General features: G+C 43.8%; 26 protein-coding genes and 1 other RNA gene. 14 read left to right on the forward strand and 13 right to left on the reverse strand.

Annotation, left to right across the window (positions count from 1 at the left end):
• Window position 1: 1 nt before the first annotated feature.
• The 8 genes from RM049_RS07715 to RM049_RS39245 all read right to left on the reverse strand — a co-directional run bounded on the left by RM049_RS07715 (window position 2) and on the right by RM049_RS39245 (window position 5,544).
• Window positions 2-307, reverse strand: a complete 306-nt coding sequence (locus RM049_RS07715; RefSeq protein WP_322703760.1) for a glucose-6-phosphate dehydrogenase — start codon at window positions 305-307, stop codon at window positions 2-4.
• A gap of 469 nt (window positions 308-776) precedes the next feature.
• Window positions 777-3,443 carry a VapE domain-containing protein gene (locus tag RM049_RS07720; protein ID WP_322703761.1) on the reverse strand — a complete coding sequence of 889 codons (2,667 nt, stop codon included), beginning with the start codon at window positions 3,441-3,443 and terminating at the stop codon, window positions 777-779.
• Window positions 3,444-3,622: 179 nt separating this feature from the next.
• Window positions 3,623-3,916: a hypothetical protein gene (locus RM049_RS07725; protein WP_322675081.1), complete on the reverse strand. Its 294-nt coding sequence runs from the start codon at window positions 3,914-3,916 to the stop codon at window positions 3,623-3,625.
• A gap of 14 nt (window positions 3,917-3,930) precedes the next feature.
• Window positions 3,931-4,203 (reverse strand): hypothetical protein, encoded by a 273-nt coding sequence (locus tag RM049_RS07730; RefSeq protein WP_322703762.1) that lies wholly within the window; start codon window positions 4,201-4,203, stop codon window positions 3,931-3,933.
• Entirely contained in the window at window positions 4,169-4,396 is a 228-nt protein-coding gene (locus RM049_RS07735; RefSeq protein ID WP_322703763.1) for a hypothetical protein, read from the reverse strand. Before RM049_RS07735 ends, RM049_RS07730 begins: the two co-directional genes overlap by 35 nt.
• A gap of 89 nt (window positions 4,397-4,485) precedes the next feature.
• The gene (locus tag RM049_RS07740) at window positions 4,486-4,971 is read right to left on the reverse strand and encodes a hypothetical protein (protein ID WP_322703764.1); all 486 of its coding nucleotides are present in this window, start codon (window positions 4,969-4,971) and stop codon (window positions 4,486-4,488) included.
• Between the two features lie 238 nt (window positions 4,972-5,209).
• Entirely contained in the window at window positions 5,210-5,332 is a 123-nt protein-coding gene (locus tag RM049_RS39240; protein ID WP_416212621.1) for a hypothetical protein, read from the reverse strand.
• A 20-nt stretch (window positions 5,333-5,352) separates the two neighbouring features.
• Entirely contained in the window at window positions 5,353-5,544 is a 192-nt protein-coding gene (locus RM049_RS39245; RefSeq protein ID WP_416212622.1) for a CopG family transcriptional regulator, read from the reverse strand.
• Between the two features lie 407 nt (window positions 5,545-5,951).
• Between RM049_RS39245 and RM049_RS07750 the strand changes: the two genes are divergently transcribed.
• The 14 genes from RM049_RS07750 to queF all read left to right on the forward strand — a co-directional run bounded on the left by RM049_RS07750 (window position 5,952) and on the right by queF (window position 12,778).
• The gene (locus tag RM049_RS07750) at window positions 5,952-6,281 is read left to right on the forward strand and encodes a hypothetical protein (protein WP_322703766.1); all 330 of its coding nucleotides are present in this window, start codon (window positions 5,952-5,954) and stop codon (window positions 6,279-6,281) included.
• 83 nt (window positions 6,282-6,364) lie between these two features.
• Entirely contained in the window at window positions 6,365-6,733 is a 369-nt protein-coding gene (locus RM049_RS07755; protein ID WP_322703767.1) for a hypothetical protein, read from the forward strand.
• Between the two features lie 82 nt (window positions 6,734-6,815).
• The gene (locus RM049_RS07760; protein WP_322703768.1) at window positions 6,816-7,022 is read left to right on the forward strand and encodes a hypothetical protein; all 207 of its coding nucleotides are present in this window, start codon (window positions 6,816-6,818) and stop codon (window positions 7,020-7,022) included.
• Window positions 7,019-7,141, forward strand: a complete 123-nt coding sequence (locus tag RM049_RS07765; protein WP_322703769.1) for a hypothetical protein — start codon at window positions 7,019-7,021, stop codon at window positions 7,139-7,141. Before RM049_RS07760 ends, RM049_RS07765 begins: the two co-directional genes overlap by 4 nt.
• Entirely contained in the window at window positions 7,131-7,493 is a 363-nt protein-coding gene (locus RM049_RS07770) for a hypothetical protein (RefSeq protein WP_322703770.1), read from the forward strand. The genes RM049_RS07765 and RM049_RS07770 overlap by 11 nt, the downstream gene beginning before the upstream one ends.
• Entirely contained in the window at window positions 7,490-8,740 is a 1,251-nt protein-coding gene (locus RM049_RS07775) for a hypothetical protein (protein WP_322703771.1), read from the forward strand. Before RM049_RS07770 ends, RM049_RS07775 begins: the two co-directional genes overlap by 4 nt.
• Window positions 8,741-9,026: 286 nt before the next feature.
• The gene (locus RM049_RS07780; protein WP_322703772.1) at window positions 9,027-9,251 is read left to right on the forward strand and encodes a hypothetical protein; all 225 of its coding nucleotides are present in this window, start codon (window positions 9,027-9,029) and stop codon (window positions 9,249-9,251) included.
• A complete protein-coding gene (locus RM049_RS07785) occupies window positions 9,227-9,643 on the forward strand; it encodes a hypothetical protein (protein ID WP_322703773.1) in 417 nt (138 codons plus the stop codon). The genes RM049_RS07780 and RM049_RS07785 overlap by 25 nt, the downstream gene beginning before the upstream one ends.
• Window positions 9,621-10,826 (forward strand): tyrosine-type recombinase/integrase, encoded by a 1,206-nt coding sequence (locus RM049_RS07790; protein WP_322703774.1) that lies wholly within the window; start codon window positions 9,621-9,623, stop codon window positions 10,824-10,826. The genes RM049_RS07785 and RM049_RS07790 overlap by 23 nt, the downstream gene beginning before the upstream one ends.
• Before the next feature lie 79 nt (window positions 10,827-10,905).
• On the forward strand, window positions 10,906-11,172 hold the full coding sequence (locus tag RM049_RS07795; protein WP_289795594.1) for a YciI family protein: 267 nt from the start codon (window positions 10,906-10,908) through the stop codon (window positions 11,170-11,172).
• Between the two features lie 37 nt (window positions 11,173-11,209).
• An RNA gene (gene ffs, locus RM049_RS07800) (signal recognition particle sRNA small type) lies at window positions 11,210-11,306 on the forward strand.
• A gap of 25 nt (window positions 11,307-11,331) precedes the next feature.
• Window positions 11,332-11,718, forward strand: a complete 387-nt coding sequence (locus tag RM049_RS07805) for a phasin family protein (RefSeq protein ID WP_289795595.1) — start codon at window positions 11,332-11,334, stop codon at window positions 11,716-11,718.
• A gap of 164 nt (window positions 11,719-11,882) precedes the next feature.
• The gene (locus RM049_RS07810; protein WP_194046692.1) at window positions 11,883-12,284 is read left to right on the forward strand and encodes a hypothetical protein; all 402 of its coding nucleotides are present in this window, start codon (window positions 11,883-11,885) and stop codon (window positions 12,282-12,284) included.
• A 107-nt stretch (window positions 12,285-12,391) separates the two neighbouring features.
• Window positions 12,392-12,778 (forward strand): preQ(1) synthase, encoded by a 387-nt coding sequence (gene queF / locus RM049_RS07815; protein WP_322674279.1) that lies wholly within the window; start codon window positions 12,392-12,394, stop codon window positions 12,776-12,778.
• A 420-nt stretch (window positions 12,779-13,198) separates the two neighbouring features.
• Here queF and RM049_RS07820 read toward each other — a convergent pair whose 3' ends face one another.
• The 5 genes from RM049_RS07820 to RM049_RS07840 form a co-directional block, all read right to left on the reverse strand.
• Complete coding sequence (locus RM049_RS07820; RefSeq protein ID WP_322703775.1) at window positions 13,199-16,636, reverse strand: filamentous hemagglutinin N-terminal domain-containing protein; 3,438 nt, start codon at window positions 16,634-16,636, stop codon at window positions 13,199-13,201.
• Between the two features lie 61 nt (window positions 16,637-16,697).
• On the reverse strand, window positions 16,698-17,294 hold the full coding sequence (locus RM049_RS07825) for a hypothetical protein (RefSeq protein WP_322703776.1): 597 nt from the start codon (window positions 17,292-17,294) through the stop codon (window positions 16,698-16,700).
• A gap of 419 nt (window positions 17,295-17,713) precedes the next feature.
• On the reverse strand, window positions 17,714-18,811 hold the full coding sequence (pstS, locus tag RM049_RS07830) for a phosphate ABC transporter substrate-binding protein PstS (RefSeq protein WP_322703777.1): 1,098 nt from the start codon (window positions 18,809-18,811) through the stop codon (window positions 17,714-17,716).
• Window positions 18,812-19,008: 197 nt separating this feature from the next.
• Window positions 19,009-20,409, reverse strand: a complete 1,401-nt coding sequence (locus tag RM049_RS07835; protein ID WP_322703778.1) for a cytochrome c biogenesis protein — start codon at window positions 20,407-20,409, stop codon at window positions 19,009-19,011.
• Between the two features lie 31 nt (window positions 20,410-20,440).
• Window positions 20,441-21,181: a cytochrome c biogenesis protein CcdA gene (locus RM049_RS07840; RefSeq protein WP_322703779.1), complete on the reverse strand. Its 741-nt coding sequence runs from the start codon at window positions 21,179-21,181 to the stop codon at window positions 20,441-20,443.
• Window positions 21,182-21,200 lie beyond the last annotated feature (19 nt).

Below are 21,200 nucleotides of genomic sequence, written 5' to 3' on the forward strand. Positions count from 1 at the left end.
ATCAATTCTGCTTAAATGCCGCAGGTAAAGCAGTATTACTTAATGGCTGAATATACGTCCAGTTCTTATTAGCACCACTTGCTTGATCGGGCGACACTTCCAGCGATAACCTGACGATCATCCGTGTCTTTGCATCAGTTGCTACGAAAAAGTTCCCTGCTTGGCAAGCGCGCTCCGTGTACCCAGCCCCTTCGATAACAGTCAATGTCGGATTGATGGTAAAAAGTGCCGATCCTAACCATGCTGCAAGTTTCTCTAATGTATCGATCTGGGATGGAATATCTGTTGCTGGATTAAATGCTGTCATTTGAAGAGATTTATAAATAGTTACTCTTCTGTTTTATTAGCCAATAAAAATTGTGTAAATGTTCTACTTTTATGTAAAAGTGGTATATCTTTACTGAACCAACATATTGCAATGACTGAATTCTAGAAAGATTACTGTTTTTATGAATTTAAAATATACCTGTTTAACCATTTGGCAGGGTTAAACCGGAAGTCATACCCCAACAAAATTTTTAACAGCCTGAGTAGCTGTACTGATTTTGACAGGAAAATAATTTATACAAATCTTTAAACTAGGGCAGATTTGATAAAAACTTTGTCAAAACCTCGGTGTTAATCGCGATCGCCTTGTGAGAAATAGCGATCGCTTCCATCGCACTTGCCTTAACCCTCTAAGGCGAATACCTTGGGGGTGGAAATATGAATTGCTATTGCGCGATCGCTTCGACTTGTAAGGTAGAAGGGCGATCGCGTTTTACTTTGCTTATCTTCTACGTCTCCTCAAATTCACCAAAGTGAGAAGTTACGATCGCGTTCTCAGGAGTGGTGAATATGAAGTGGGTAACAGTCGGGGGATTAGGAATGCTTTTGAGAATACAGTCTTCAATCCACTGGTAGTCATCGTCTCCGAGAATCCGCACCTTGAACTTGTAGCTTGCATTTTCAATCTTGGAACTGAAATATTTCCTTACCTTCTCTTCCCACTGCTGAATAACACCACATTCTTTGGACAACCTGGGTAGCACCTTTTTATCTGGGGTTGCCTTGATGGTCTTAGTTAAGGTCTGCCCGTCAGGTGTCTCGAATATCAACCAGATTTTACTCTCACCGCTTTTTTTGAAGTAGTGGTATGGTTCGGCGCTGACCTGAACGGCTCCAAAGTCTGACTCTACTTTGAATATGAAAGGTTTAACGCCGTCAAATGTTTTGTAATAGCTGCATTTCTCTGGGCAAGTGACAGACAGATGATCGTGTTGCACACTATTTTTTTCAGAAAAGTTGAGCAAAACATCTGGATCATCTGGATCATCTGGATCAAGCTTGCTGTGACTGGGTTCTGGATGATCCAGATGTTTTTGGGTATCTGGATCATCTGGATCACTGACTAAGGTGTGTGTCGTTTCAGTCAATGAAAGCTGAGAATACTGATCCAGATGATCCAGATGTGGAAAAACATCTGGATCATTGTCAAACCCTTGCTGTATCTGGGTTGATCCAGATGATCCAGATGATCCAGATGTTTTCTCAACTTTTCTGAACCAAACACGTAACGCATGACCGTTGACCCATTTTCTCTGTTGCTGCCATCCAGTTTGTCTCATTACAGCCGAAACTCTTCTCTCTGCTACCTTGTCCTGGCGACCTGTTTCTATTTGCAGTCCGTTGAGGAGAATGTCATGAGTTGTTATCCCCTGCTTATTCTGAACAAACATCATAATTATTTCTTCCCAAGGGTCGGCTGACTGGTATTCCTTGTTGGCTTCAGCTTGTAGAGCATATTCGGAGGAAGTCAAATACCAAATGTGTCCCATTTGATAAAGCTGGTTTGCAGCTGCCCAAATCAAATCTCGTTCGCGGATCAGTTCGTCAACAGGAATCATTTGGCTTACGGGAATAATCAAAAATCGGCGGTTGCCTGTGGGGTCGTTGAGCAGTTCTTGTTCGTTGGAAGTTCCAACTAAGATGCAGGCCCGAGGATGTTCCTTGATTTCGCGATCGTAAGGATAGCGGAAAGCGTCTGTACTGCTACTCAAGAATTTTTTGATGGAGCCAACATCTTTTCTTTTGTAGATATGCTCAATTTCGGGTAGCTCTAAACCCCAAAACTGGTGCAGTTTCATTAACTCGTCTTTCTCGTTGCTGTCGCTTAATTCGTCGGTGAACCAGTCGGCTCCAAATAACTCTCGCCAAAAGGTGCTTTTCCTCAATCCCTGTGCCCCAACGAGAATGCAAGCATCATCAGCTTTGCACCCAGGTTGCCTAGCTCTAGCAACTGCGGCAATGAGCGCTTTCTTTATATATGTATTGTGGAGTGGGTCGGCACTACCAAAGTATTTGAGGGCTAGGTTATCCAGGATTGATGTATCTGGATTGGGAAATCTCTCTGCTAGGCTGTCGAGATATTCAACAACTGGACTGTAAGCGTTGTTTTTTGCGATCGCCATAACTATTGAGTGTGAATCTTCTTTTGAGATGTCTATGTCGAATTCCAGAGCAATATAGAGTTTTAAAAGGTCTAAATCTAGTCTGGAATCATCTAGCTCAATCTGTTTTTTAAGTAAATTTAATCGAATAGAATCACCCCATCCCTGCTTAATAATTTTGTAAGCACGATAGAGTCTAGATTTCTTCTCTTCATCATCAAAATCAAATTCTTGAGCTTTGCGTTTTTCGTCTAATTCTTTTTTCCACTCTTCTATGGTGGGAGCCTCCTCAATCAATTTTCTAAATTCATTTTCACCTTTAGCCGCAATAAAATCATCCATGCCTTTAAGGTCTAGGAAAGGCAGGCTGATAATCATGATTTTGGAACCAGTAGCAGATAAGTCACGGGCTAAGGATATCAAAGCGTTTTGAACGGGTCGCTTTTCAAGGATGTCCGCATCAAAACAGAGGTAGAATGTTCGCCCAAATCCTGCGAAAGCTTCTAGCCAGTAGTGTAATCGTCCAAATTTTCGACAAGTAGTAACACCAGGAAGGCTGATGGTTGGAATTCCCAGACTTAGCCCTGCACCTGCTTTTTTAGCACCTTCGGTTATAACAATGGGTTGGCTTTTATCTTCTATTATTGTCTTCCAGTAGTTCTCGATACCTGTATTCAAAAATAATGGTGCTGTGCTGGCTCCAGTCCTGCCTATGTATTTTTGAAATTTACCTCTTTTATCAATTGGTGCTGTATCAGGTTTTACTTGTACACCTTCTCCTGTGTTCTCTCCTGTCAAAGGGTCAACACCTGAAACACACCACGCAGGTACTAGATGGTCGGAGTGTCTACGACGGCTTTTAGTATTCCGGTTTAAGATTTTATCGAGTTCTCTAGAATCTTCAATTGTTCGGAAGTTAAGGCTGATTATTGTATCCGAAATAGCACTGGATTTAAATTCTTTCCAGTGGCGTTCTAGCACGCCGTTGACAACACTGAGGGTAGATAAAATCATTGTTCTACCCTCCAATTAATGTTAGAATGGTTAGCAGAAAAGGAAGATTCCTTAATCTTCTTTTGAAAGTAATTTTTCATACATTTTTTCCTTTTTGACTCTAGCTGATTCCTGGGGTCTTTTTTTTGCTTTGGTTATCTAACAGGATGATAAGCATTTGTTAACTGTTATTTGAAGCTTCAAAATTCCCCATCAGATGACTGGTATTTGCGTTGCTCGTCTTCCTCTAACAATTTGAGGATCTGCGCTGCGGCAAAGGAGCGATCGTAGTGTGGCAGCCCAGAGGTGGACATTGCCGCCAGGAGGCACTTGATTTCTTCGGGGCGATCAACCGATAAGTCGGGGACTAATGCCAGCATCAGCCTGCCATAAGCGCGTACTTCCTTATGGGTGAGCTTGTCGCCTTCCTTGTTGTTCTTGATTTGTTCAAGGAAGTGAACGATCGCCTTGGTAGATCCGTCAAAGCCAAACATTGGTTAGTTAGGGGTTAGGGGACTGGGGTGTCGGTAAGTTGCAGGTAAAGCAGAAAATTATCTAATTCCTCTTCGGTCAATTGGAGGCGCGATCGCTTCCCGTAATACCTCATCAAATGCTCTCGACCTTCTTCTACCGTCCAGCCCAGGCGGTGCATTTCGGCATCTATGTTGCCAATTAGGTTGTCGAAGTTTGGGTATGTTGGTTTTTCGGTCATTGGGCATTGGGTATTGGGTAGGAGCGATCGCGCCTTATCTGGCAGGGGTGAAATCAACGTAAAGGTCATACCCTACATAAAACTGAGAGGCTGCCTCTGGGTTGGTGATTTGGAGTTCAATTCGACCGGCTGGTGTCGCTTTCCAGAAAGCCTGGTTTTCTTCGCTGGGCGGGTTAGTGGTTACTGGGGTGAGGATGACTGTTGCTGTCTGGGTTTCGTGGTTGAAAGTATTTTGCTGGCAAGTAAATTTAGCTCTGATCATTGGTTTTGTTCCTTGGGCATTGGTCAATAAAAATGGCGGTTGACCTTGGTGTTGATCAGCCGCCGCTAAACTTCAAAGAAGAGAGTTAGCTAACGCCGATCGCGTTCTAGATCGCTAATTATTTTTTCTAAATGCCAACCGTAGTGCTTGGAAGGGTAGGTCTGTCTTTGTTGCATTAATAAACGTTCGGCTGCGGCTGTATCCCCTTGCAGCATTACCAGAAGTCGTGAGTACATTTCGTAGTCTCTGAGTTCATCAATCCCGTTCTCCAGGTTGTAAATAACTTTCGCTAAATACCAGTTGTCGTGTCTGCCGGGGAACCATTGCCTCTGTTGCAGCAGCAATTGCTTGGCGGTAGAAACATCACCCTGCAATATTTGCAAGAGTTGAGCTTGTAGTTGGCGATTTCTGGGATTGGTGAGATAAGTGTTGGAGTATTTGGGTTGTTGCTGGGGAGATGATTCAGCCTTGTAGCCTTGCATTTGTTGCAGCACTTTTTTAAAGAACTCAACGATCAGCCAAGCTAATGTCCAAGTTATGACTGTGAGAAAGAAATTGAATACAATGAGTTCCATAGGGATTGAAAGGTAGATGTTCAATCCCAACATGTGGGGATTTTCCAGCTAAAGGCATCGGAGAATCCCCGCATTTGTTTTTAGATTTTCGAGTATTGGCATTCATCACTTAGGCATTAACTTTCTACTAAAACCGATCGCAACTCAATCCCGAATAATCACAGATGCATCGCCTGCTGGTGGCAGTAGGCGACATACCCATGAATTAAGCCGCCCTACCTGCGAATGGTAGGACGGCTTAAATTTTTGCTTCTAATGGAGGTTTTAATTCCTCTTTTAACGCTTGAAGTTCTTCGATCTTTGACTTTAGACGAGCTATTTCTTCCTCAATGCGTTGATTTTCCTGTTCCTTAATCGCCACCTGATCGGAATATTCACCAATCAAGTGGTCAATTGTTCCCCCAGGAGTTCCTGCTCCGTTAATGAAGAGATTTGATCTCTGGCCATCTGTTCCACTAATTCGCTCTTGCTGACACCCAATGCCTTTGCCTTGGACTCCAATTTCTCTACCCCTTCCGGCGAGAGAGTCAGAGTTAAATCCTTCTTCCTCTGCCCATGCAGTGGTTTTCTCATGTTTTCTACCCGTGTACAACATATTAATTCTACCCCTGTACTATCTTTACATTTAACCCTGGCAGTATTAGACTATCTATAGTTGTACCAGGGTAGAATTATTTTGACAACTAACCCTCGCCCCAAACCAGGCAGAGATAGCAGCCTGCCAGCACTGAGCAAAGACCAAAGACCTGCTAGGGGAAAGTGACAACGGACAACAGACAACTGCATTCACCCATAAGTCGTAGCGTCGCGGGGTTAGCAGTTGGGTACGTAGCCTTCATCCATGCTGAATGTATTAACGAAAACTGTATTCACCCATAAGTCGTAGCGTCGCAGGGTTAGCAGTGCAATTAAAAATCCAGAGCAAAGTGCCCTGGATATCCTCAAGTCGATTGGCTAATAGCGTTAAAAGAGTGGACGAAATGAATGTAACAGAAATAATCACCTACATCGAGCAGAACTTTAACCGCACTCAAGCCATCGGGCTAAACAGCCTAATTTTCCTCTCACTCAGGGAAGACACCTCTGTTGGCTATCAGTGGAAGTCATGGGGTTTTGTGGATATCCCCAAACAAGTTATCGACTGGTGCGGTTGCATGGACGAACACGACCTTATTGAACTGGCGACAGCGATCGCAAACTGTTTAATTGATGGAATTATACCGACTGCGGTCGAGCCAGCAAACGCTCAAATTATTGCTATGCAAGCGATTGACAAGCAAAAGCAACCCAGTTTATTGAGCGACTATTAACGCACTATCGACCAACTAGTGAGGCACACATCACCAACTAATGACCCACTATCGATTAACTAATGAGGCACTCGTGACCCACTATGACCGACCAACAGATAACAGATCGAGCCATTACTAACGGTAAATCGACCAACAACAAGAGCGATCGCAAAGGCAGACCGCGAGAGTGGAAAGAAATGGCAGACGATCCACTCTCAGATGGGTTCGATCCTCACCAAGCTGAATACGTCGTAGGTAGAACTCAGGTAGGCTTTGGGACTTTAGAACCCGGTCAACTGTTTTCTCGGTCAAAAACCGGGAAAAGCCTTTACGTCAAGCTTAATGATGGTCGGGCAATTTGCCTTGATACTCGTCAACCGATCGAAGTTAGCCCAACAAGGCGAAAAACTTGGCAGATATGGCTTGTAACCCTTTTTAACAGCACTACTGCCAGCAAAGCCGATTTTTAAAGGCGATCGCCATCCGCACAGATACGCGATCGCCCAGGAGAAGGGCGGTGTTTTACAGAGAAAACAACACGTTACCAAGATTATGACAGAAGACATCAACAAATCCTACGTCCAGCGTTATGTTGACCGAGCGAAGTCCACAGACAGTATTGCTGAGAAAAACAACTGCCTCTACCGTGCCGGAACGCACATGGAGGTCATCGACTGCAACGGCAATGACAACCTAACACTCGATCAGCAGCAGACTGTATTGGATGCCGCCGACAAATTGCTAGGGGGGCGGGAGTGAGTCAAGCAATCATTCTTTTTTGCACCATAGCAGCTCTCTTAATTGCGATCGCGGCACTGTGCAAGCAGGAAAGTAATCGCCCTTTCTACCTCAAAATCGAGGTGCAGTATGGCAGATGAGCAAAAAATAGTTGTAGAGGTTCCGAGCAGCAGCGGTCACTATTCCCCAGTCCCCAGTCCCCAATTATCCAAACTGGAGGAATTTAAAAAGGGGTGGAGGGACGCGATCGCGCTCCCAGACAATCTGCCAGACTTGGTTTATAGCCTTACTTCTACGGTGGCGATTCCGGCTTTATTGAGTAGCTGTTGGGTGAGTATTCCCTTTCCTGGATTTATCCGCCTGGGGGTGTTGGGAGTGTTAGCGATCGCTGGAATTGTTGTCCTTTACTTGCGGCAAGCCGTGCCAGAGGTCAAGGATATTCTGCTGCTACGTGTGGGTTTAATTGCTGTGGGGGTTCTACTAGGGATATGAGCAGTGATTTGCACCCATCCCAGCTACATCAACACTTGCAGATGTACGCCTGTGCCAAATGGTCGTTTTGGGGTAGTCTAGCTGTCAGCTGTGGCTTGTTGTTCCTGGGGGCAACTCAAAAGCCAGAGTCTAAGCCTTGGATACTAGCGGCCTCCGTTGGTAGCCTAGAAGTTGGGCGCAGACATCGCCAAACAGCCAAACTGTTACAAGAGTCTCTAGGCGATATCGACCGAGCATCGCGGCTCAACTTCCAAGCCTGGGCGAGGAACAACACTCAACCAACAGCACAGTTAGCGCTGACGGTTGGTACTATTGATGCCAACTGGCAACCAGAGAACTTAATCACCGATCCGGTTGAGTACATCCAGAAAAAGCAGAAACACGTTGCTTTAGTAGGTGGCACGGGTGACGGGAAGTCAACCTTTACCCAGTTCCTATCCTCCAAAATCGGTGGTAGGGTCATTGTCTACGACAGTGACGCTAAACCAGATGATTGGTCATGGATCGATCAAGCTGATGTCATTGGCAGAAAAGGAAATTTCAAAGCCATCGACACCGCAATGGGTAAAGACTTAGAAATTCTCGAAGACCTAGTTCAGCTTAGGGGTGAAGGAGGAGATAACGCGATCGCTGGTCGGGAACGGTTCATGATCGCTGAAGAATTCCCCATTTTGGTAGACGAATGCGACAATGCCAGACCGTGGATCAAACGCCACGCCAAACGGGGGAGAAGATACCAGCAGTTCATTTGTGCTTTGGCCCAAAATGATACAGCTGAGAATTTTGGTTTGGAAGGTGACAAAGACACCCTCTACAGCTGCTTTGTGTTGGTGCGGTTGGGTCAATTTGGCCGCGACTACGCCAGGACTAAACTAAAAGATCCTCAGTTAGAGCAGTGGCTAAAGGCAGGTGGTAAAAGGCGGTTTATGGTTGATGACTGCCCCTGTGAGCTTGACCTGAGCAACTGGGGGACAACTGCTCTAGCACCTGCGGAAACCTCCAGCAGGGGAGATGATGAGGTACAATCTCAACCCTCAGTCATGAATGAGTTTGAGCAATTCATCCTCGACTGGGGTCAACAGCACCCAGGTGAGGTTTTAAAGGCTGCTGCACTCAGTCGCGCTACTCGGCTATTCGACGGTATGCAGCCAGACGAGATAAGGATTTTCTTTGTTTCTATGGCTGATAGGGGTTTGGGGGAAGTGGAAGGAAATGGCGATCGCCTCGGCTGGAGGTGGTCAAAGTAATGCCTACTGCTTGCCTACAGTCCGTCTACAGTCCGTCTACAGGCTGTAGGCAAAGCTTTACAAGCGATTTACCGATTAAATAGGCAGTGGTTGAGTGGAAGTGTGATCGCTGACCACATCCTCGATAAACACTCAAGAGAGCGTCTACACCGTCTACAATTTTTTAGCCCCAAAAATTCGGCTGTAGACGCTAAAAATAGCCTCCAGAGGGGATTTTAGCGATTGTAGACAAAATTTCTGGGGTTGAAAAAAGTTAAAAAAAATCGAAACAATTTTTAAATCTGCAATGACTCAAACAACTTGTCCTCGATGCGATTGCACGACGCTGCGATACCAAGAAAATTATGGTTATTGGGAGTGCCTTGATTGCGGTCACACCTGGGCACTGGATGCTGACGATCCAGATTATGACGAAATCGAACTGTGTTCCAAGTGCCACGGTAAAGGGGTGCTTAACTTTGGCGGTACAAATTACTCCTGTACCCTGTGCAACGGGAGAGGATCGCTATGAGCGAATTAGATAAAAGGCTTGTTTCACTAGCTGAAGATTACGTAACCGAGCAAGTTTACCGCGTTGGCGATCGCAGTTATGCCTGGGAGGAGACGGACTATCGCAGCGACGATTTAGACGGAGATGTTGTCTGCGGTGAATGCCCACCTAGTGACGCTGACCATTACTCATGGTGGGAAGTTGTTTCTTGCGAAATTGAAAGCAGCGAAGTTGATGATCGCAACGACGAAACCGGGGAATATTCTGTAACGGTTAAAGCGTGGGTGGCTGTTAGTTCTGGTGACGAGGAGGAAGAGGTTGACAAGAACGTAGCGCCTGACCTCCGCACCATTTACGTGCAACTTGACCGTGATGAGGAGGGCGATTTCTGTGTCGTTGGAACTGAAGAATGAAGACAAATGGATCAACGTCGATCCGCGAACAAAAAAGCTATCGCTTCGCTTTCGAGTTTCCGGTTTCTCTCGTCAATTCTATCTCTCGACCGGACTTAAGGACACAAAACGAAACCGGGAGATAGTGAGAAGCAAGAGAGACGCGATCGCAAATGACATTGCGCTCGAACGCTTTGACTCAACACTTGTCAGCTATGAATTCAGTCCGGGAGGAAGAGACAACAAGTTTCAAGTTACTGAAGAGGCTAAACCAAAATATCAATACAATATTTTAGAACTGTGGCATAAGTTTACTGACTTTCAGGAGACACAGCTTGAGCAAACAACGATTTTAGGGCGATACGTATACATCAAGAATTACTGTAATAGGCTACCTACTTTGTCTCTGGACGAGGCTTCGAGTATTCGTGATTGGTTGGTAAAAAATGTCGGGAACTTTACGGCTCGGCTAATTCTCGACTATTTCAATAATTGCTGTCGTTGGTCAATTGACTCGCGGCTGATTCATGACAACCCGTTTGAAAAATTGACGTTGAACAAACGTCGGACAAAAGTTGAGGAGAACGATTTCAGGGCGTTTAGCCTGCAACAAAGGGATACCATCATAGAAGCTTTTGAAAATCACAATTTGTATTCCCACTACAGCGCAATCGTAAAATTCCTCTTTTGGACTGGATGCCGTCCAGGAGAAGCATTTGCACTATGCTGGGATGACGTTTCTGCCGATTGCTGCAAAATAAGCATTACAAAATCATGCAACAAGTACAAAATTTTAAAAACTACCAAAAATAATCGAAAGCGAATATTCCCGACCGTAGAAGGTTCAAAGCTTCAACAGCTTTTACTAAGCCTTCGAGCAGAGAAAAGGTCATCTCTGATTTTTCTTTCCAAGTCAGGGCTGCCCATGACCTCCGATCTGTTTAAGCCAGCCTGGACTGGATATAGTACCAAGCAACAGAGCAAAAAGACCTACCGCTACATGGGCGTAGTCCAGGAATTAGCGACACAGGGGCTAGTCCCTTATTTGAAGCCCTACGCTACCCGCCACACTTTTGCAACCTGGGCGATTAGCAACGGAATATCACCGGACAAGGTAGCACTATGGATTGGGGATACCGTCGAGACAGTTTTACGTTTCTACTGCCACCCAAGCGTAGTCGAGTCCGAGTGCCCAGATTTTTGATCAAAATACTGCTCAAATGCTACTCAAAAACAGTCATAACTAAGACAGGATGTTTGTTGTAACTGGAGTTAAGAAGCCAATGCCGTGGTTTGTAAAAATTGAAGAAGGGAAAGTCGATAAACCTACCTTTGACCAATATGTACCTGCTCACAAAGCCTACATTCGGGAACTAATTACTAAAGGACACAAAGCGCGAACAGGCTATTGGGTAGAGCAAAGAGGCGGAATGTTACTGTTTGAGGCAGCCTCAAAGGAGGAAGCAGAAGCGATTGTAGCTGATGACCCCTTGGTAAAACACGGTTGCGTCAACTATCAGCTTTATGAATGGCGAATTGTTATGGAATGACACACACTTACTGAATTTTCATGTTATGTTTATATAAGACCTGGATCTATGCGATCGCAACACCCAAATCTTGTCAGAACCGGAAGGTAGCAGCAACACGGGAGGCTTGTGGTAGGCGTAGTCTCCGGGTCGCCCTATTTTTAGGAGCGGTCAGCAACCATGCCTGGTTTTGGAGATATTGTTCAAAAAGCTTTTTACCTCGGTGTTGGATTAGCTTCTTACGCAGGTGAGAAAGCAGGGGGAAAATTAGCCGAAGTGCGATCGCAAGTCCAAAAACTGGCAGATGAAATGGTGGCAAAGGGCGAAATGAACACAGAAGAAGCCCGCCGCTTCGTTGAGGACATGATGAAGCAAGCCCAACAAGCCCAACCATCTGTTGAAACCTCACCAGAAACGCCCCCTTCTCAACCTCGCCGCATTGAAATTTTAGAGGAAGATGAAGAGCCAACGGTCAAAGAGGCGTCAAATGATGAGAATGTAGATAAATTGCGCGATGAAGTGCTAAAACTGCAAGATGAGTTAAAACGATTGCAACGCGATCGATAAAAAGCATTCATTCTTTGAGCGCAATAAATATAACTAATAAGTGGCATTTTGACATGACACTTTGGATAAAAACTTGATAAGATACATTGCCTAGTGTGTATTTTAGTGCGTCAAGCCAGATAGCACAAAGCGTCCTGTTTATAGCCTGCAAAGGTGTCAAGTTTATGGAACAGTGGCAAAAAGATTTAGTAGAAATCGTCGAAACAGTAGCTGATGAAGTAGAGCGCTTCTTCCTGGGAATGAGTGAAGTGGTAGACGCATTTTTTGAGCTAACGGAAGAAGTCAGCGAGCAAGTACATAATAATATTGTTACTGAAGTCGATCAGTATCTACAGGATTTGGCTGAACCGATGTTAGAAGCTTACTGGGAACTGGAAGACATGGTAGCAGATGTAGATCCGGGTTTTCCTTATTCAGTTGAACCTACATCTGAAAAAAATCCTGCCTGTATTGGTTGTAGTCATTACCACGGTCAAGTTTATGGTGGTAATTTATTAGTTTGTGCTATGCATCCCCACGGTTGTGAAGATGAAAATTGTCCAGACTGGGAGAAGGAAGAGTATTGAGAGGGAGTTAGGAGTTTGGAGTTAGGAGTTAACAAGCTACAAAATTACTAAAAGGACGTAAAGATAAGTAGAATAACTAATGACAAATGACAAATGACAAATGACAAATGACAAACCAAGAAATGAAGTATGGCGAACGCGACATTGCCGAAGGTAAACTAATTACTTTTCCCAATCCGCGTGTGGGTAGGCGATATGACATTAACATTACTTTGCCGGAATTTACTTGTAAATGTCCATTTTCCGGCTATCCTGACTTTGCGACAATTTATGTTAGCTATGTGCCTGATGAACGGGTAGTGGAATTAAAGGCACTCAAACTTTATATTAATAGTTACCGCGATCGCTACATTTCCCACGAAGAATCTGCCAATCAAATTTTAGATGATTTTGTAGCTGCTTGCGATCCGTTGGAAGTCATTGTGAAAGCAGATTTTACGCCTCGCGGCAATGTACATACTGTGATTGAAGTGCGTCATCACAAGTACCCATAATGAAACCTTTGGCTTTTAGAGAGGACTTTAGTCCTTTTTACAAGACGCTACGTGATACAAAATCAGGACTGAAATCCTGACTAGAAATATTTTTGAAGGAAGGTTGATTAACTGGACAGGATATATATAAGTAAGTGGGCGGCAAAATTTACAAGTATGTAACGTCAAGTTAACTAAAGCGATTAGAGTTAAATTTTACACGTTTTGTACTGTAATCTCCTTTTTCTCCCTTAGCTTCAATTTAAATATTCGTTCTTATTAGTTTTCTTGTACTATTTTATTTACATTTTGTTGATGTTGTGTGACAGTTGGGGTGCGGAATGTGGGTTCAAAGCATCCGTTACACATTCTTAGCCACTTGTTACTTTTATGACTCTTGGGTTTCATAGGAATTGTTCCCCCTACTCTTGGGATAATGAATCATCGACTACAGGACATAGCAGAGGGAATAGAAGAACTTTGGGCATATTGAGCCACAAGAATAACATCACCTTTACCATCAACAATCCATCCTTGAGCCTCCACAATCTGATTAGTAGATTTAGTAACAGATGTAGATAATTTATCCGTGACTCTCTGTGTTGCTTGTGGGGGCAAATCTACCCAACCAGTAATTACTGCTCGTCCCCGCAGAGGCTCGTTGGGGCTAAGGGGTAATCCACCGCGTCCTGTGGCAATAAAACGACTGGCGGTTTGTCGTCCTCTGGGAGTGCAGCCTTGAGCGATTTGTTGGGATGCATCGACGAGGTTAGAGGGTAGTTGAATTAAGCCGCGACTAGGGTCAGTATCAGGTGTGTTGAGATTTATCTCACCATTTAAGGAAGGCTTGCTTTGGGAGATTGCAGTGATGTCACTTGTTAGCAACTGACTAGGATTTAGCTTGTTCGGGTCGGTTGTTTGCAACTGCTGCTCGAGCTCTTGCCGACTGCGCGGCTGTAGCCCAAAGATGCCAGCAGAGTTGATAATAACTTTCCCGCCGCTACCCTCAAAGGCGTTGGCAGTGATATCGCTATTTTCGTTGGGAACTGCAACGATAAAGCCTCGGTAATTTGGGAGGTTATTAATAATGATGTTACCGCCATTGCCACTTAATTTGTCTGTACCTGCGTTGGTGGAGATTTGACTGTTGCGACGGAGTAAAAGTAAGTCGCTATTGATGTTGATGTTACCGCCGTTACCGGATGCAGATTCGGCGTTGAGTTTACCTTGGTTGTCTAAAATAATTTTAGGTGAGTTGATTTCGATGTCGCCTGCGGTTCCTAAACCAGTAGAACTGACAAATAAGCCACTGCTAACGCCGATATTTTCTACCCGATCGCTAAAGTTATTAACTAGGTCATCATAATTAAAATCACTACCACTAATTATTACTTTATCAGTAGCATTGACAGTTATTTTACCTGCATCTCCTTGCCCTGAAGTACTAGCTGTCAGTGCAGCACCATCGATGATTTCTAAGGAATTGGTGTATAAATTAATATCGCCGCCTTTTCCTGTTGAGTCTTTGCTGGTAGCAGTCGTTAACAGGCTCCGACCCACAACATCGTTGAGGTTGGAGCCTTCAAGTGAAGTTCCACTCAGTTTTATAGAAGTGGCATTAACAGTCAAGGAACCCGCATTCCCTTTCTCTACACTGGTTGTTGAAACTGATGCTTGTGCCCCATCTTGGATAAACAACTGTCCAGTCTTAATTACCAAATTTCCAGCATTTCCTTGACCTGTAGTCCCTGTAATTATGCCACTAGGAAACGGACGATCCTTTACGACGTTAGAGACTAAGCCTCCACTAATTCCAATTAGTTGCTCTAAGACATCGGCGGACACTCCTTGCTTTGAGGTGCCGAGGAGTTCTACAGATTCGGAGGCGTTGATAGTTAAATCTCCGCCTTTTCCCAAGCTAGAAGTACCCGATGAGATGATTCCCCCATCACTGACTATTAACTTTTTAGTAGTAATAGCCATGCCGCCCGATTTTCCAGATCCCTGTGTTCCACTAGCTAAGACGCTAGGAACATTATTGTCTCTGCCGATGCCTTTTATTTCTACTAACTTTGAAGCATTCACAGTTAATTTTCCTCCTGGCTTCTCTCCAGCAGTACCTGCTGTCACCCAAGCCCCATCACGGACAATTAATCTTTCAGTATCAATAGTCAAGTCGCCTCCTGGCCCCAAACCTGTAGTTTCATTACGCAATCCACTGGGAACTCTACCGCCTATGGTGAACAGTCCTAGTCCTTGAGAAGCATCATTAGCTGAGGTGCCACTAAGTTCTATAGAGTCTTTTGCGTTCACGAATAAATTTCCGGCTCGCCCTAGGGTAGTACTCCCTGCCGATACTACTGCCCCATTAGAGACAATTAACCGCCCAGTTTCAATGGTCATATTTCCGGCATTTCCACTTGCAGTAGGTAGAGAAGAAATGAGAAAATTCCTGAAAAAAAGAGGAACGTTACTAAGAAGATTCGGGGCAAGAAGAGGCGTTGTATCAATGGAGGCGGAAAACAAGCCTATAGGAACAGTAAAACTGGGAGAATAACCGAAGAAATTAATCGGAAAGATGTCAATTGCACCGTTTGATGAGGAACTACCAGTTAGTTCTATTGAGTCCGAGGCGTTCACAACCAGATCCCCAGCACTACCACTAGAAGTAGTAGCAGTCGCTACTATTCCATCTTGAATAATCAATTTTCCTGTATCTACGCGTAGGGAACCACCATCTCCTAAACCAAAAACGGCATTGTAGATAGAGCTATCTTTGACTGTCACTGTTTCTTTGGCGCTGAGGGTGATATCTCCAGCTTTCGCGTTAGCGGCTGTAGTTAATGGCTTGATGCCAGCACGTAAGCTACTTCCCTCCGAAATATCTATATTCTGGGCATTGACGGTAATACTGCCACCACCATCAGATACAACATCCACTTCAGCGCCCTTGGTAAGCGATAATGAAGCTCGTAATCGGTCAGGCGGAAAATTTAAGCTCAGATTATTATCATTTACATTTAGCCCAACTATTCCTTCTTGCGCTAAACCTCCTAATTCTACTCGCCCACCAGAAGCCTTCAGGGAGCCACCATTCATGTTTATATCGCCACCAACTAGCAGCAAACTAAGATTATTTTTGACACTTAGGTTAGTTGAGTTATTTTGAATTGGCGCAGTAGGAATTTGATTGAATAGAAAAGCGGAAGGATTGATTGTCAACAGTGGAGAAGTAGTTGGATTCGTAGCGCTGAAAATCACTCGATCGCCAAAAGCGATCGCATTTGCTGTAGTCGCAACAAAAGAACCTTTAACATCCAGCCTCGCACGCGATCCAAAAATAATCCCGTTTGGATTTATCAAAAACAAATTAGCGGGAGTCTTAACACGAATTAACCCATTAATATTAGAAACTGACCCACCCGTAACTCGGCTGATGATATTTTGAATATCTCCAGTATTATTAATATTTATATTAAAATTAGCAGTGCCACCAAAAGGTACAGAAAATTCAGAGAAGCTGTGGAACAAATTACTTCCTGCTTTTGTTCCTCCAGTAATATTGAAGATGTTTCCATTTGTTGTGACGCTAGAGTTAGTAGGCAAGGTGGTATCCGGGGTAATTTGAGCAAAAACACGCTCTTCTAAGGAAGCAATGAACACACTTGCTATAATCAAGCAACTTCCTAACCCTACAAATTTACTATGCCAGCACACCAAGCCCTGAGTTTCATTTGATACAGCAGTAAATTTGTCACAGGATTTGGAAAAGTCTGTTTGATTGATGGGCGATCGCCAATATATACTTGCAGGATAGTTTTTCAACATGTTTTTAATGCCGACATGATTTGCTTCGGTATTGGAAGGAGCGAAGGGCATTGTAATACTCAAAAACTCTTACAGTCTGACAATCTAGTTGCAAAGTAAGTCGTAGATGGCATTATAAAAAAACAGTAAACGGTCCAACAGCATTCAATGGGATTTTGTATTTTGTCAGGTCAAACAAATCACCCGAAACAGGCATCAGAGAAGTAATCCCCTCCACAATCCCAACTAAGTCTCCCGATGATGTAGAGATGTTTAAACTTCCATTTACTACTTGAGAAGTGTAGTTCTGTGGTGCTCCTTCTAGCACAATCATGTCACTGAGTCGCTCAAAGTCCTGGATTAAAGCATAATCTGTATTACCACCACCAACGTAAAATTGTTGAGGTGTAGAGCTTAATGAAGACAAACTAGAATGGCCAAGGAGGAATACATCTCTCCCTTGGGTGCCAATTAGGGTATCAATCTGACCGACTCCAGCAACTGTTGCTCCATTTGATAAAACGTCAAAACCAAGTCCAGCAATGAGTTTGTTACCTTCACCAAAGCCTGTTATGGTGTCATTCCCGTTGGTTCCAAAAAAAAAGCCAAAGCGATTCTCCTCAAATTGTCCAACCTGTTCATAGTGTTGTAGTCCTGAGGTAAAAGAGCCAGCATTAACAGCCGCCGCTACATCAGGGTATGCTAGCAAGTAAGCTTGTTCATTGAACATAGCAATAGCCTCCAGATAATAATGGGAATATCAATCAAAAAAGTACTATTTGGTCAGGGTCTGGCAGTTACTTCCATTAAGTTAGAAGCTTATAAATATTGGAAAAACCGCTATCTGAAGTTAATTGAGCAAGTGCACAATTCCTAGCCAAAGCACTCTAAAGAGCAAAATCCAAATCACCGGACATTGCACCCTCCACCAAATAACAGCACTAAACTTCACTCAACTAGGAATAAAGTTATTAGCTGTTTCCTATTTCATGATAAAACTGCAATGATTATTGGGTTGCTAAAAAATTTCTTATTCTTTACAAAGTTTATAACTAAACGCAATATCTGAACTATCTCCCCTGCTCCCTGCTCCCTTGCCTCTTTTTCAACCATTTAGTCTATGTTGCATCCAAAGGAGAACTGCTATATTTATTCAGCAATTTTCTTGACGGCAGATTGCACTTGCAGCACAACTTTTTTTGATAAAGGAATATATCCAAGTTCCAAACTGGATTTTTGCCCGTCAATCACAGCCCAATTTACAAAGTTTTTCAGTGCTTGAGCTTTGACTCGATTTGGATATTGGTGGTAAGTTAAAAGCCAGCTGTAAGTGACAATGGGATAAGACTGGGTACCTGTAGGATCGGTGATAAAAGCAATCAAATTATCACCTGGTAATTTTACTGCTTCTAAAGTTTGTGCTACAGATTCTGGTGTCGGCGTAATATAATTACCAGATTTATTTTCTAAAGCAGCCACAGGAAGCTTATTTTGTTTGGCGTAAATGTATTCTACATAGCCAATAGCTCCTGGTATCTGTTGAATCAGGGCGGTAACACCTTCGTTACCCTTTCCACCAATTCCTATTCGCCATGCTACAGATTTACCAGCCCCAACTTTGCTTTTCCATTCTGAACTTATGGCGCTTAGGTGTTGCGTGAACACGCTTGTAGTTCCACTACCATCAGTTCGGTTTACAACTTGAATTGGTAAATCGGGCAAACTTACACCTGGATTAGCTGCACCTATTCTAGGATGATTCCAATTCTTAATTTTTCCGAGAAAGATATCTACGTAAACTTGGCGTGGTAGCCTGAGAGTGGGTAGCACATTTACTTGAGGCGACTGCCCTATAGATGGTGTCAGGTTATAAGCTAACACAATAGAACCGGCAGTTATTGGCAAAGCAATGACTCCCCGTTTTATCTTGGCTACTTGTTCCCTTGTAATTCCCACATCACTAGCTGCAAAATCCACAGTACCGTCGATGAGCTGTTGCACTCCAGCACTGCTTCCGATAGCTTGATAGTTAATTTCTATATTGGGATTTTGCTGGTTGTAATCTGAAAGCCAACGCTCGTACAAAGGTGCGGGAAAACTTGCCCCAGTACCAACAAGGGAAACACGCTTGATGTTTTTTTGCTCGGCAGCGCAAGAAGTAATACTCAACAAGATAGCGATTAAAGGTAGAAGGCAAACCCGTCCCTGAGATTGAAGTTTGGCAGATATAGAAATTTTTTGTTCCAATGTTTAATAAATACCTCTAGTAATTTCAATGTTTGTAGGCGTGTGGGTGTAATTAGTTGTAAATAATTTTGAAACGCAAAGGGACGCGGAGGTTAACGCAAAGGTACGCAAAGTAATCTTCTGCGTCTGCGTTCCTCTGCGATTTCCTTCTCTGCGAGACGCTGCGTGAACGCTAATGCGAATGCGCCTTTTTGTGTTTAAACTTCAATCACTGCCTCTTTATCTTCACTTTTTGGCTGTGAACTCAGCCGATCTAAAATCTCTAAAACTTCTTGTTCAAAAGCAACTTGGGCGCGATTAGTTTTGCCACCAATATATAAGCGATCGCCTTTTTGCAATGCCCAAATTTGCGAGTGTGAAAAGTAACTCATCACCACACCCAGCATGAGTAAGCCAAACCCTGTGTAAACAATTGGGATGCCTGGATCGGCTTTAATTTGCAAGCCGGTGCTACCAATTACATCTAGAATTTTCAGCTTCACGCCATTAACTTCGGTGAACATCCCCGCACGAACTGTATCAACAAGTTTGCCAGTGGCATCATAAATTAATACCATCCCTTGCAAGTCTTTCGCTAATAAAGAGACACCTTCACTCAAATCCGGTTTAGTCGGAACCCAGGTTCCCCAAATCCGCCCGTTACCGTTGGTGTTCAATTGCGCCATCGGCAACTGAAAAATCGGGCTGTTGTTAAATTGGACGCGAACACCTGCAATTCCCCAATCAGTTTGATAGAAAGTTACACCATGATAGCGCAGAGGCTCGTTGACAAAAATCTTTTTATGGTCAACTTCCTCTCCCTGATTATTCAAGACAGACATATCGGAATAAAATTGATCGATGCCGCCAGATGGAGTGTAGTCAATCCAAAAACGATTGACGCGCACAGACCAATCTTTCGGGACTTGCGCTGCGGCTAAAGGCCCAGCATCGACAATATTTGTCACTTGAAATGTATCGCCACTAGCAACCATTTCCTGAGCCAAAAACCCAGTCATCGCCCCCCAAATTCCCCCTAGCAAAATAGCAACGATGCCAATATGAACAATAATTGGGCCGATACGTCCGACTATTCCTTTGCGGGCATAAAGAAGATTTGTTTTTTCTTGATTTGGAAAAATTTTATAGCGGTGTTTTTGTAAGATTTCGCTGAGGGAATTCAGGGAAGCAGTATCTAGTTCTGCACTTAAAGCTAATTTTTGAAATTGTCGTGGTTCTTCGTAATATTTCCAGCGCTGGGCAGCTTTTAAGGCTGGTAACTGACGGGTAAATGAACAAGCAGTTAAGCTAGTGCCAAATAAGATCAGTAATGCCAGAAACCACCAGGTACGATATACGTGGTCTAATCCAACTACTTGAATTACTTTCCAAGTTAAGAAACCAAATAAAGCTGGATGTTCTGGGTAATTGGCTTGGTAAAATGCGGGTGACTGACCTTGCTCAATAACAGTACCAGTAGAGCTAAAGATGGCAATCAATAGCAGTAGTGCGATCGCTAATTTTAAGTTAGTCAGTACGGGCAAAAGCTCTTGGCGTAAGAACTGCCCAGGTAATGCCCACCATTTTATTTCTTTGGACGCTGAATCTTCTAAAGTCATTAGCTGTAAAATCTAATACAACGTATTGATATTAAAAACTGCCAAGGGGAATCCGAGAAATTAAGGAAAATACACCGAATCCTACCAATAGTGCCCCACTAACTGGGTTAATCCAGCCAGACCAGCGACGCAATTCTAGTAATTTTTTAATTGAAGCTGTAAAAGTACCCGCCAAAATCAACGGTGCTACATAACCGGCTGTATAAGAAAGTAGCAAAACAGCGCCTAAAATTAAGTCTTGTGTACTAGCAATCCAACTTAACAAGCTCGCTAAAACAGGCGTGCTACAAGGGGATGCGACTAAACCGAAAGTCAGCCCCAGCAAATAAGAACGCAATCCTGCTGGCAAATCTGGCGAAATCCAATTGGTTTCATTCAAGGATGGAAATTGTAGAGGCAGTGCTTCTAATAAGTTCAGCCCCATGAGAATGGCGATAATGCTGACGATAATTGGCAAACCAATTCCCACTTGACCGTAGACTTTTCCAACTAAACCTGCTATGATGCCTAGCCCTGCTAGTGTAGTTGCTAAACCTAAAGCAAACCAAGTTGATTGGGCAGCTGCTTGCAAGCGGCTTTTAGCTTCATAACCACCAATGTAACCAATGGTAATTGGCAGCATCGAAAGCATACAGGGTGTGAGACTGGTAAGCAAGCCAGCGACAAAGATGATGCCAACGCTTACCCCGCTAAGGTGTGTCAGTTGGTTAGAAACGAGGTTATTGGCAAATTGTTCTAGTTGGTAAATTTGGGTTTGCAGGTTATCAAACATGGGGAGTCTCTGAGCGGGA

Origin of the sequence: Nostoc sp. DedQUE04, assembly GCF_034530995.1 — a bacterium.
GTDB lineage: Bacteria > Cyanobacteriota > Cyanobacteriia > Cyanobacteriales > Nostocaceae > Nostoc.